The sequence below is a fragment of the Bradyrhizobium sp. BEA-2-5 genome (assembly GCF_032918025.1).
Taxonomy (GTDB): Bacteria; Pseudomonadota; Alphaproteobacteria; order Rhizobiales; family Xanthobacteraceae; genus Bradyrhizobium; species Bradyrhizobium pachyrhizi.
Window position 1 is genome coordinate 2,643,419 of record NZ_CP136629.1, and the last position, 12,292, is coordinate 2,655,710.

Below are 12,292 nucleotides of genomic sequence, written 5' to 3' on the forward strand. Positions count from 1 at the left end.
CAGCGATGTACACGATTGGGGTCGACGTCGGCGGCACTTACACCGACCTGGTTGCGACGGATCAAACCGGGCGAACCGTTTTCGCGAAATCGCCGTCCACGCCGGCCGATCAGTCGATCGGCGTCATGGCGGGACTGGAAGAGCTGGCGCGCCGCCTCGGCGTGACGCGCGCAGCGATGCTCGCCGCGACCGATCGCCTGGTGCACGGCACGACGGTCGCGACCAATGCGCTGCTCGAGCGCAAGGGCGCGAAGGTTGCGCTCTTGACCACCGACGGACACCGCGATGTCGTCGAGATGCGCGAGGGGCTGAAGCCGGACCGCTACGATCTGCGCACGCCGCCGCCCGAGCCGCTGGTGCCGCGCGAGCGTCGCTTTGGCGTGCGCGAGCGGCTGAAGGCCGACGGCAGCGCCGCGGTTGCGCTCGATGCCGCCGCGCTCGGCGACGTCATCGCCGAGGTGAAACGTTCGGGTGCGAATTCCGTCGCGGTCTGCTTTCTGCACGCCTATCTCAACCCGGCACATGAGCTTGCCGCCGTCGAGCAGCTGGCGAAGGAGCTGCCCGACGTCAGCGTGTCGCGCTCGAGCGACGTGCTGCCGCAGATCAAGGAATACGAGCGTGTCTCGACCACGATCGTGAACGCTTATGTCGCGCCGACGGTGCGGCGCTATCTCACCAATCTGGAGCGCAGCCTGCATGAGGCCGGCTTCAAGGGCTCGCTGTTCGTGGTGCTGTCGCATGGCGGCATGGCGCCGGTGGAGGAGGCCTCGCGGCTCGCCGCGGGCACCGTGCTGTCGGGGCCGGCCGGCGGCATCTCCGGCAGCCGCCGCTGCGCGGATCTTCTGGGGATTCCCGATCTCGTGCCGTTCGACATGGGCGGCACCTCGACCGATATTTCGCTGATCGCTGATGGCCAGGCCTCGCTGTCGGCGGACGGCATGCTCGCCGGCCAGCGCATCGCGCTGCGCAGCCTCGACATCGCCAGCATCGCGGCCGGCGGCGGCTCGATCGGGAGCGTTGACGGCGGCCGCACGCTGCGGGTCGGGCCGGAGAGTGCGGGCTCGGTGCCGGGCCCGGCCTGCTACGGCAATGGCGGCACGGCTGCCACGGTCACCGATGCCAATGTCGTGCTTGGCTATCTCGATGCCGCCGCCTTCATGGGCGGCGCGCGCCCGCTCGATCGCGCAGCGTCGGAGGCTGCGGTCGATCGTATCGCCGCAGCGCTCGAGCTGTCGCGGATCGAGGCCGCCGCCGGCATCTACAAGATGATCAATCTGAAAATGGCCGACGGCATCCGCCTGATGACGCTGCGTCGCGGCGTCGATCCCCGCAAATTCGCGCTGCTCAGCTTCGGCGGCGCCGCCGGCATGCACGCCGCCGAGGTCGCGCGTGAGCTCGAGATCAAGCGTATCATCGTGCCGACGGTCGCCTCCGTCCTATCGGCCTGGGGCATGCTGACCAGCGATTTGCGCTACGAGGTCAGCCGCACCCATTACGGCACCGGCCGGATTTCCGCCGACGAAGTCCGGGCGCTGTTCGCAGGGTTAGAACAGCAGGCCGCGGGGCGGCTGCGCGACTGGTTCAAGGGCGACATCGCCATCGAGCGTTCGGCCGAGATGCGCTACGGCGAGCAGGTGTTCGAGATCGACGTGCCGCTCGGCGACCTCGATCTCGGCGCCGCGGACCTGGTGGCGCAGATCGAGGAGCGCTTCCATCGCCGCCACGAGGAGCTCTACACCTATGCCTCGCGCGGGCAGGAGGTGGTGTTCGTCAACGCCCGCGTCGCCGCGGTCGGCAAGGTGGCGCGCGGCAGCGTTGATGCCGGAAAGGCCAGCTCGGATGCACCTTGCGCGCCGCGCGGCAAGCGGCAGGCCTGGTTCGGTGCCTGGCGCGAGGTGCCGGTCTACGCGCTCGACGATCTCAGGCCGGGCCATTCGCTGGCCGGTCCCGCGATCATTGAGGCCGAAACCACGACCGTCCTGGTCGACAGCGGCGACCGCGTCGCGGTCAACCCGCTGGGCTGGCTCGACATAACATTGCGCTGAGGCCGGCCTCCGCCATCAACATTTCATTTTTCCGGCATTGGCTTGGGCGATAAACTCCGCTCGCTCGGGAGGAGCGCCGGCCCGCTACCGGCGTTTGTGGCGATGTTGATGCAAACAAAAAGACAAACGGCGCTTTCGATATCCCTCGTCCTCGCAGCTGTCCTTGCGGCGGCGCCGTTGCGCGCGCAGCAGGCGCAGACGGCGGCCGGCAACGAGATCCGCATCGGCAACGTCATGCCCTATACCGGGCCGCTCGCGGCGTTCGCGACCATCGGGCGGGCGGAGGCGGCCTATTTCGACATGGTCAACGAGCATGGCGGCATCAACGGCCGCAAGGTCAGGTTCGTCTCGGTCGATGACAGTTCCAATCCGAAGATCGCGATGGAGCAGACCCGCGATCTCGTCGAGAAGCAGGGCGTGCTGTTGATGTTCGGCTCGTTCGGCACGCCGAGCAATCTCGCGGTCCGGAAGTACCTCAACGAGAACAAGGTCCCGCAGCTGTTCGTCGCTTCCGGCGACGAGGCGTGGGCGCATCCTGTGACCTTTCCCTGGACCATGGGCTGGCAGCCGACCTTCCGCGCCGAGGGGCGGATCTACGCCAATTACATTCAAGCGGCCTATCCCTCCCGCAAGATCGCGGTGCTCTGGCAGAACGATCAGTTCGGTCGCGACCTGTTCAAGGGATTGCAGGAAGGGCTCGGCGACACCGCCGGGATGATCGTCGCCGATCTCGCCTTCGACGCGTCGGAGACCGCGATCCAGAACCAGATCGGAATCCTGAAGAACTCCGGCGCCGACATCCTGGTGTTCGACGGCGCGCCGGCGATCGCGGCGCGCGCGATCCGCGTCGCCGCGGACCTAGACTGGCATCCGGTGTTCATCCTCGACAATGCGTCGGCTTCGATCGCCAGCGCCTTGCGGCCAGCAGGTCTGCAGAATTCGCTCGGCGTGATCTCGACCTCGTTCCTCAAGGATGCCGGCGATGCCTCCTGGAAGGACGATCCGCAGATCAAGGCGTGGCTCGCCTTCATGGACAAGTATTATCCCGACGGCGACAAGGACGACATCTACGCCGTGTTCGGCTACGCCGCCGCGGACACGCTGATGCAGGTGCTGCGCCAGTGCGGCGACGATCTGTCGCGCGAGAACATCATGCGGCAGGCGGCGTCGCTGAAGGACTACCAGAGCCCGATCGCGCTGCCCGGGATCGTGATCAATACCGGCCCGAAAGACTTCCGCCCGATTAAGCAGATGCGCCTGGTGCAGTTCGACGGCAATGCCTGGCAGCCGATCGGCGACGTGATCGACAGCGCGTTCACGGCCGTGCGGGAGGATAATTGAGGTCGCGGTGATTGAGGAAGCGTCGTCCCGGCGAAGGCCGGGACCCATTACCCCAGCTGCGCATTGTTTTGCTCCGCTGGGGCGATAATCCTTAACACACCACGCAGCGGTGGTTATGGGTCCCGGCTCCCGTGCGCCATTGCGCACTAGGCCGGGACTACGGTGTAGAGAGACCTACTTCTTCAATCCATAATTCAACAGCCCGCCCTTGTTCTTCGGCGGATGCGCGCGCAGGCCTTCCTCGTTCGGCTCGGTGCCCCAGCCCGGCCGATCCGGGATCACGAGATGGCCGTCGACGAATTCAGGCACGTGCGTGAACAGCTCGCGGTCCCAGGACAGACGATCGATGTCGATCTCCATGATGCGCAGGTTCGGCACCGCGGCACAGAAATGTGCGTTCATCATCGAGCAGAGATGGCCGTAGAAATTGTGCGGGGCGACGTTGACCTCGAAGGCTTCCGCAGCGCTCGCGATCTTCATCGATTGCCAGACGCCGTTCCAGGGCGTGTCGATGATCGCGACGTCCATCGCCTGCTCGTGGAAATAGGGCAGGAATTCCCGCAGGCCCAGCAGCGTCTCGCAAGATGAGATCGGGTGCGGGCTCTGCCTTCGGATATAGCCGAGTGCCTGCGGATTGAAGCTGTCGATCTCGACCCAGAACATGTCGAGGTCGGCAATGGCGCGCAGGATCTTCAGATAGCCTTCGGTCTTGGCGTTGAAGTTGCAGTCCAGCAGGATGTCGACGTCAGGACCCGCGCCGTCGCGGATCGCCTCCAGATGCATGCAGAGATTGCGCAGCACGGTGCGATCGATATTGATCTCGGGCTGGAACGGCGAGCCGAAGCCGGGGCGCCAGCCTTGCGGCTTGCCGTCGGTGTAGACGAAGATGTTGGTCTTCATCGCGGTGAACTTCTTCTCGCGGACCTCGCGCCCCATGGCCTTGACGCCGTCGAGACTTTCGATCGGCGGCTTGTACCAGGATGGGTGGTTGATGCGCCAGGTGGCGCAATGCGACCAGTAAACCCGGATACGGTCGCGGATCTTGCCGCCGAGCAACTCGTAGCAAGGGACGCCGAGAGACTTCGCCTTGGCATCGAGCAGCGCATTCTCGATCGCACCGAGGGCTTGCGCCACCACGCCGCCGGCGGCGGGACGCGTCGCCGCGAACAACTCGACATAGATCCGCTCGTGCTCGAACGCGTTCTTGCCGACCACCCGCGCCGACAGCCGCTCGATCGCCGCCGTCACGCCGGGCGCGCCGAAGCCCTCGTCATATTCGCTCCATCCGACCAGCCCGTCCGTGGTCGTCACCTTGACGAAGTGATAATTCCGCCAGCCGGCATCGCAGGCGAGCGTCTCGACGCTTTTGATTGTGGTGGATTTGCTCATGGTTTCCTGCCCGGCTCTTTGTTGCTGTTGGGGAGTACCAACAACGGATCGGCGAAGACGTCAATTCGCGCCAGGGCAAGGCGACAATGCAGCCCCGTCATTGCGAGGAGCTCGCGACTAAATTGCGTAGCAATTTTGCGCTGAAGCGACGAAGCAATCCATCTTTCCCCGAGTGGTGCGCTGGATTGCTTCGCTACGCTCGCAATGACGGGGAGGGAACGCATGCACAAACCGTGACCCTTCGAGACGCCGCTTCGCGGCTCCTCAGGGTGACGGGGAGAACCTTGTGTCAGGCCGGAACAGCGTCGGCCGCTGCCGTTCGAACGTCTTGCGGCCGCGCTTGAAGCCCATCAGCACGTCGGGCAGCTCGGCGATCGCGTTGGTTCCGCTGTCGGTATCGAGCACGATGAGGTCGGCGGGATTGCCGACCTTGATGCCGTAATCGCCAAGGTTCATCAGCCGGGCCGGCAACTCGGTCACCAGATCGAGGCAGGTGTCGAAATCGCCGAGGCGTGCGCGACATTGGCGTAGAAATTTGCCATCCGCAGCAGCGAGGCGTCGCCGAACGGCGTGAAGGGATTGAGCACGTTGTTGGTCGCGACCGAGCACAGCACGCCATCGGCGACGAGCCGGTGCGCGGCGGTCAGCCCGCGCGGCGCGTTGTGGGTGGCCTCGCGCCCCATCAGATAGAGATCGGTCGCGGGCAGCACGGTGACGGCAACGCCGGCCTCGGCGAGGCGCGCGCTCGCCGCCTTCAGCCGCTCGGGCGGCAGCGCGGAAAGTTTGGTCGCATGCCCGATCGCAACGCGCCCGTGATAGTTGCGCCGCTCGGTCTGGCGGCACACCTCGTCGAGGTGCCACCAGGAGGGGTCGAGATCGAAATCGAGATGAAGGTCGACGTCGACGTCGAATTCCTCAGCGAGATCGAAGATGCGCCCGAGATGCGCGTTCGGGTCGCAGTCGACATAGGGGCAGCCGCCGACCGCCTCGGCACCGTCGTGCAGCGCCGCGACCAAGAGCTCCTCGGCCCCGCGATCGTTGGTCAGGCCCTCCTGCGGGAAGACACAGAGTTCGAGGTCGACCGCCCAGGCGTAGTCGCGCTTGAGCGCCTTCACCGCCTCGAATCCGCGCAAGCCGATGCGCGGGTCGATCTCGACATGCGTGCGCATGCGCGTGGTGCCCGCCGTGATCGCGCGCTCGATCACCCTGCCGCCACGCGCATAGACATCCTCGACCGTGAAGTCGCGCTTCATCGCCGACACCGCGCGGATCGCCTCGCCGAGGCTGCCGTGATCGTGCCCGCAGCGGCCGAGCAGGCAGGCCTTGTCGAGATGGATGTGGGTATCGACGAAACCGGGCAAGGCAAGGCGGCCGTTGAGGTCGACGTCGACCGCCTCGCACACGAGGCGCGGCGCGATCGCGGCAATCCTGCCGCCGGCGATGCCGATATCGACCGCGGCGGCAGAGCTGCGCGTCACGGCATTGCGGAAGACCAGGTCGAAGGCAGGTGTCGCGATCATCGGTCAGGAAACATCAGGATGGTCTGAGCCTAGCGGAAGGGCAGGGAACCAGCAGCACCAGATTGTGTGCAGTTCTATGGTTCGATTGTCTAAAAAATATGCATACACTTTGGCGGTCAGATTGTAGAGTCCTGATTATCTCCGGAGGCCCCCATGTCCGCACCCGCCAAAGCCGATGCCCGCCCGATGACCGACGCCGAGATCGTAGAAGCCTATCTCACGGCGTCGATGATCCCCGATCCCGATGCCGCGGCGGCCTATATGAAGCCGGGCACCGTGATTACGTTCACCGGCGGGCGCGAATTCGACCATCCGCGCGGGCCGACCGGCTTCAACGCCAGGCGCTATCGCTGGGTGAAGAAGAAGATGGACCGCTTTGATGTCTGCCCCGGTGCGGACGAGACAATCGTCTACAGCGTCGGCACGCTCTACGGCGAGTGGCTGGACGGCACGCCATTCGAGGGCAATCGCTATGTCGATCGCTTCGTCGTCCGGGGCGGCCAGATCGTGAAGATGGACGTGTGGAACGACAGCGCCGAGCGGATTTTGGTGCAGCGGGGGATCGAGGCGTAGGGAGCGGTGCCAGTTCTCCCTCGCCCCGCTCTTGCGGGGTCGAGACGAGCGAAGCTCGCTCTTAGAGGGTCGGGGTGAAGGGCTGCATCCGCGAGTATCGGCCGCGGATGGACCTGTATTCCCTCACCCGGATCGCATCTGCGATGCGCTCCGGCCTCTCCCCGCAGGCGGGGCGAGGTGAGAGCATCAGCGCCGCGCCGCCTTCGGCAGCTTCACCATCTTTTCGCCGCTTGCCTCGTCGGCATAGGGCGCCAGAATATCCAGCAGATCGCGCCCGCGCTGCGGGCTTGGCGCGACCAGCGCGCGGGTCGCCACGGAATCCAGGTGGCTGTGCATCAGCCCCATCACCTTGTCGACGTCGCCTTTCGCGAGCGCGGCGATGATGGCGCGGTGCTCGTTGATGGCACATTCGCTGGAATGCGGCCGGCTGTAGAGCGACAGCGTCAGGCAGCAGCGATAGGCGACCTCGCTGACATAGCGCACCAGGATCGGGCTGTTCGTCATGTGCGCGAGCAGGATGTGGAATTCGGTGGCGAGCCGGATCGACACCGCATCCGTGCCGCCGCGCGCGCGATCCTCGGCGTCGACATGGGCGTTCAGCTCGGCGATCTGCGCCTTGGTCAGCTTGCCCGCAAGCTGGCGCACGACGAGCCGTTCGAGCTCGATACGGATGTCGAAGGCATCGCGCGCCTCCTGCCAGCTCGGCGTCGCCACCACCGCGATCCGGTTGCGGCGCAGCTCGACGAGACCTTCCGCTGCGAGCTGGCCCAGGGCATGGCGGGCAATGGTGCGGCTGACGCCGAAACGCTCGCCGAGCGCATCCTCCGGCAGCTTTGCGCCGGGCTCCAGCGCCTGCTCGATGATCGCGCGCCTGAGCGCGCGGCAGATCACGCTGACCTTGTCCGACGATTCAGAAGTCTTGCCGCTGTCGGCGCGCCCCGCCATTGCCGCGAATCCCTCTCGAAGCTGCTTCGAACGCCTCTTTATCATACCGCCAAAGCAATCGGGCGCTCGAATTGCATGCAGTTTGAGCCACGGATTGCCCAAAAGGAATCCGGCCATTTGGGCGCGGAATGCGCGATCCCCTTGATTTTCAACGCGGCGGCCGCTGGCATCCAGTTTGCATGCACTTTGCTCGTGATGCGCATGCAACCAAACTCCGAATTTGCCGGCGAGCCGATGGCCGCCGGATCCGCGCCGACCGCGATCGAGCTGTCGGACGCCTCCGTGACCTTCGGCCGCGGCGCCCGCGCCGTGCCGGCACTGTCGACAACCACGCTGCGGATCGCCGACGGCGAGTTTGTCGCACTGGTTGGCCCATCAGGATGCGGCAAATCGACCATTCTGCGTCTCGTCAGCGGCCTCGTGCAGCCGACCAGCGGCGTCGTCATCGTGGGCGGCCGCGAAGTCGCGGCGCGCGCGATGCGGGTCGGCATGGCCTTCCAGAATCCGACCATGCTGCCATGGATGACCATCGAGCGGAACATCATGTTGCCGCTGAAGATCGTCGAGCCGTTCCGCGCGAATTTCCGGAAGCTGCGCAAGACCGAATTCCGCGACAAGGCCAACGCGCTGCTGGAGCAGGTCGGCCTCAAGGGTTTTGGCAGCAATTACCCCTGGCAGCTCTCCGGCGGCATGCTCCAGCGCGCCAATCTCTGCCGCGCCTTGATCCACGAACCGCGCATGCTGCTGCTCGACGAGCCGTTCGGCGCGCTCGACCAGTTCACCCGCGAAGAGCTATGGGCGATCCTGCAGAACCTCTGGATGACGCACAAGCCGACTGTGCTGCTGGTCACCCACGATCTGCGCGAGGCCGGCTTTCTCGCCAGCCGCATCTGCGTGATGAGCGCGCGTCCCGGCCGCATCCTCGACGACAGCCGTGTCGAGTTTGCGCGCCCGCGCACCGTCGCCATGACCTTCGAGCCGGAATTCGTCGCGCTGAACCAGAAGCTGCGGACCTTCATCGAGGATGCGCGCAGCGCGGCTCGAGAGGGAGCCTGACCATGTCCACGTCAGACATCAGGCAGAAAGCGTGGTCGGCGGGGCTGATCGTGTTGTTCTTCGTCGCCTGGGAGCTGTTCTGCCTGATGACCGGCATGTCGGATCTCGTGCTGCCGCGACCCTCGCAGGTGTTCTTGACGTTGTACCAGCGCTTCCCGGTGCTGTGGCCGCACATCGTGCAGACGCTGGCGACCACCATGTTCGGCTTCGTCCTCGGTGTCGCGCTCGGCGTCGCCCTCGGTGCGATCATCGGCGTGTCGAAGACGGCCTATGACACCTGCTATCCGCTGTTGATCGGCTTCTCCTCCATCCCCAAGGTCGCGGTGGTGCCGATCTTCGTGCTGTGGTTCGGCTCCGGCACGGTGCCGGCGGTGCTGACCGCGCTGTCGATCTGCTTCTTCCCGATCGTCGTGAATATCGCCACGGGCCTTGCGACCACCGAGCCCGAGCTTGAAGACGTGCTGAAGGCGCTCGGCGCCAGCAAGCTCGACATCCTCTGGAACGTCGGCCTGCCCAGGACCATGCCCTTCTTCTTCGCCTCGCTGAAGGTCGCGATCTCATACGCTTTCGTCGGTGCGGTGCTGTCGGAGACCGTCGCCTCGAACCGCGGCATCGGCAACGTCATGATGACCGCGTCCTCCAATTTCAACGTGCCGCTGGTGTTCGCCGGCCTGTTCGTGCTCGCCGGGCTCGGCGTCGCACTCTATGTGGTGTTCTCGCTGATCGAGGGGCGGGTCACCGGCTGGGCGACGCGCAAGAACGACGTGATCGCCACTTGAGACACTTCGTCAACCGTCAAGCAATGAAGCTTAAGGAGATCTCGATGCTGAGAAAAGTAAGCGCCGCGCTGTTGGGATTGGCCCTGGTCGCCGGTCCCGCGCGCGCCGAGGAAACCACGATCAAGTTCACGCTGGGCTGGAAGACGCAGGGCAGCGACGCGGCGTTCTTCTATGCCAAGGACAACGGCTTCTTCAAGGAAGAAGGCCTCAACGTCATCATCGACCAGGGCGAGGGCTCCGGCGCCACCGTCACGCGCGTGATGTCTGGGGCCTATGACGCCGGCTTCGGCGACGTCAATGCCATCATCCAGAATGCCTCGAGCAAGCCGCAGGAGGCGCCCGTCATGGTCTACATGATGTGGAATCAGCCGCCGTTCGCGATCGTCGCCAAGAAGACCAGCGGCATCAACACCATCAAGGATTTCGAAGGCCACACGCTCGGCGGCGCGCAGGGCACGCCGACGACGCGCCTCCTGCCGGTGTTCACGCGCAAGAACGGTCTCGATGGCGAGAAGATCAAGATCTCCAACATGGCGCCGAACCTGCAGGAGCCGATGCTGATCAAGGGCGACATCGATGCAGCCCTCGTCTTCAACATCACCAGCTATTTCAACCTGGTGCTGAACCGCCAGGATCCGGACAAGGATTTCAAATGGTTCTCGTTCGGTGAGTACGGCCTCGATCTCTATTCGAATGGCGTGATGGTCTCCCGCAAGCTGATCGCCTCGAACCCGAAGGCGGTCGCGGGCCTGGTGCGTGCCATCAACAAGGGCGCGATCGCGGTTGCCAAGGACCAGAATGCCGGCATGAAGGCGGCGATGAACTACGACAACCTCATCAACGCCGACGTCGAGAAGCGCCGGCTGCAATATTCCTTCGAGAAGCTGATCGTCTCGCCGGAGATGAAGGAGATCGGCATCGGCGACATCAAGGATGACCGCATGGCACGCGCCATCGGCATCGTGGTCGAGGGCTATCAGCTCACCCGGACGCCGACGCCGGCGGAGGTGTTCTCGCGCGAGTTCCTGCCGCCCCGCGCGGAGCGGGAGCTGGTGTATACGGCCAATTGAGGTTACGCGTCATTGCGAGGAGCGAAGCGACGAAGCAATCCAGCTTTCCCCTAGCGGAGAGGGGGATTGCTTCGCTGAGCTCGCAATGACGACCAAGTGGAGAAGGTCGATGGACGTCACAGCAACCCGTCTGTTCTCCGCTTCTGACCTCGAGATCCGCAACGACGTCCTGCTCCGTCACGACGCCGGCATCATCGCCGATATTTCCGAAACCGCGCGCCCGGCGACAGGCCCGCGTTCCCTCATCCTCCCGGCCTTCGTCAACGCCCACGACCACGCCCGCGCCACCGCATCGTCCTTCGGTGCGGTCGGCATGCCCCTGGAGAGCTGGATCCTGCGCACCGCGCTGGGCACGCCTGTTGATCCCTATCTGACCGCGGCCTCCGCATTGGCGCGTTCCGCCAGGGCCGGCTGCGCGGCGATGATGGTGCACTACACGCGCCCGAGCGGGACCATGCCGTTGCTCGATGAAGCCAGGGCGATCGCGCGCGCCGCCGGCGATGTCGGCATCCGCATCGCCTTTGCCATCGCCGTGCGCGACCAGAACCCGATTGTCTATGGCGACAGCGAAGCGGTGCTGTCAGGTCTTCCGGCCGATGACCGCAAGACGATCGAACAGCTGTTCGTGCGCGCCCGGATGTCGCCGCAGGCCTATATCGAGCTGACCGACGCGATCGCTGCGGCGATTGGCGGGCCGATGGTGGACGTGCAGCTCGGGCCTGCCGGCGTGCAATGGTGCTCGAAGCCGCTGCTGGAAGCGGTGGCGGAGAATTCGGCGCGGACCGGCCGCCGGATCCACATGCATCTGCTGGAGACCGTGTACCAGCGCGCCTGGGCCGATCGGAATTTCCCCGGCGGCATCGTCCGCTATCTCTGCGACATCGGTTTCCTCTCGGAGCGGTTGACGCTTGCGCATTGCATCCACGCTCGGCCTGACGAGCTCGAGATGATCGCGGCGTCGGGTGCGCGCATTGTCACCAATTTCAGCTCGAACATGCATCTGCGCTCGGGGCTCGCTCCGATTGCCGCCGCGCACGAATGCGGCTGCGCCATCGCTGTCGGCGTCGACGGGCTGGCGCTGGACGAGGACGACGACATCCTGCGCGAGATGCGGCTGGTGCAGATGATGCACGGTGGTCTCGGCTTCAAGCGCACATGGACTGCTCAGGAATTCTTCACGCTCGCGATCCGCAACGGCCGCCGCGCCACCGGCGCGCCGGGCACCGGCGAGCTCGCGGTCGGTGCGCCGGCCGATTTCGTCAGCATCGATCTCGACCGCCTCGAGCGTGATCAGATTCTCGATGCCGATCCGCTCGACCTCTTGTTCGCACGCGGCAATGCGTCGCTGATGTCAGAGCTTGTGGTCGATGGTCGCACCGTCGCCAAGGCCGGCCGGTGCCTCGGTGTTGATCTTCCCGCCATTGAGCAGGAACTGCGCGGCATCACCCGCGCGGGCGCTGCCTCATACGCGCATGTCTTGCGCGCATGGCCGCGACTGTCGAACTCAGTGCAACACTGGTTCGAAGCGCAGCTCACCTGCAATTAGCTGCACAATCTTCGCTTAGCGCCGAGCA

10 protein-coding genes and 1 pseudogene are annotated in these 12,292 nt (G+C 65.2%); 7 read left to right on the plus strand and 4 right to left on the minus strand.

What is annotated here, in order from left to right:
• The first annotated feature begins 5 nt into the window (after positions 1–5).
• Complete coding sequence (locus tag RX327_RS12385) at positions 6–2,045, plus strand: hydantoinase/oxoprolinase family protein (RefSeq protein WP_317250389.1); 2,040 nt, start codon at positions 6–8, stop codon at positions 2,043–2,045.
• Between the two features lie 108 nt (positions 2,046–2,153).
• A complete protein-coding gene (locus RX327_RS12390; protein WP_050387286.1) occupies positions 2,154–3,386 on the plus strand; it encodes an ABC transporter substrate-binding protein in 1,233 nt (410 codons plus the stop codon).
• 174 nt (positions 3,387–3,560) lie between these two features.
• Here RX327_RS12390 and RX327_RS12395 read toward each other — a convergent pair whose 3' ends face one another.
• Together RX327_RS12395 and RX327_RS12400 are read right to left on the minus strand one after the other, a co-directional pair.
• On the minus strand, positions 3,561–4,775 hold the full coding sequence (locus tag RX327_RS12395; RefSeq protein WP_317250390.1) for a mandelate racemase/muconate lactonizing enzyme family protein: 1,215 nt from the start codon (positions 4,773–4,775) through the stop codon (positions 3,561–3,563).
• A gap of 264 nt (positions 4,776–5,039) precedes the next feature.
• Positions 5,040–6,295, minus strand: a pseudogene (locus RX327_RS12400) (amidohydrolase family protein).
• A 153-nt stretch (positions 6,296–6,448) separates the two neighbouring features.
• On the opposite strand from RX327_RS12400, the gene RX327_RS12405 reads away from it, so the two are divergent.
• Positions 6,449–6,868 carry a nuclear transport factor 2 family protein gene (locus RX327_RS12405; RefSeq protein WP_317250391.1) on the plus strand — a complete coding sequence of 140 codons (420 nt, stop codon included), beginning with the start codon at positions 6,449–6,451 and terminating at the stop codon, positions 6,866–6,868.
• A gap of 186 nt (positions 6,869–7,054) precedes the next feature.
• Here the strand turns inward: RX327_RS12405 and RX327_RS12410 are convergent, their stop codons facing one another.
• Both RX327_RS12410 and RX327_RS12415 read right to left on the minus strand, forming a co-directional pair.
• On the minus strand, positions 7,055–7,813 hold the full coding sequence (locus RX327_RS12410; RefSeq protein ID WP_317250392.1) for a GntR family transcriptional regulator: 759 nt from the start codon (positions 7,811–7,813) through the stop codon (positions 7,055–7,057).
• A 41-nt stretch (positions 7,814–7,854) separates the two neighbouring features.
• On the minus strand, positions 7,855–8,016 hold the full coding sequence (locus RX327_RS12415) for a hypothetical protein (RefSeq protein WP_160321815.1): 162 nt from the start codon (positions 8,014–8,016) through the stop codon (positions 7,855–7,857).
• On the opposite strand from RX327_RS12415, the gene RX327_RS12420 reads away from it, so the two are divergent.
• The 4 genes from RX327_RS12420 to RX327_RS12435 all read left to right on the plus strand — a co-directional run bounded on the left by RX327_RS12420 (position 8,015) and on the right by RX327_RS12435 (position 12,264).
• Positions 8,015–8,869, plus strand: coding sequence for an ABC transporter ATP-binding protein (locus RX327_RS12420; RefSeq protein WP_317250393.1), 855 nt, complete (start codon positions 8,015–8,017; stop codon positions 8,867–8,869). The genes RX327_RS12415 and RX327_RS12420 overlap by 2 nt on opposite strands.
• Before the next feature lie 2 nt (positions 8,870–8,871).
• Positions 8,872–9,648 carry an ABC transporter permease gene (locus RX327_RS12425; RefSeq protein ID WP_317250394.1) on the plus strand — a complete coding sequence of 259 codons (777 nt, stop codon included), beginning with the start codon at positions 8,872–8,874 and terminating at the stop codon, positions 9,646–9,648.
• Positions 9,649–9,692: 44 nt separating this feature from the next.
• On the plus strand, positions 9,693–10,718 hold the full coding sequence (locus RX327_RS12430) for an ABC transporter substrate-binding protein (protein ID WP_317250395.1): 1,026 nt from the start codon (positions 9,693–9,695) through the stop codon (positions 10,716–10,718).
• 109 nt (positions 10,719–10,827) lie between these two features.
• On the plus strand, positions 10,828–12,264 hold the full coding sequence (locus RX327_RS12435) for an amidohydrolase family protein (RefSeq protein ID WP_317250396.1): 1,437 nt from the start codon (positions 10,828–10,830) through the stop codon (positions 12,262–12,264).
• Positions 12,265–12,292: the final 28 nt, after the last annotated feature.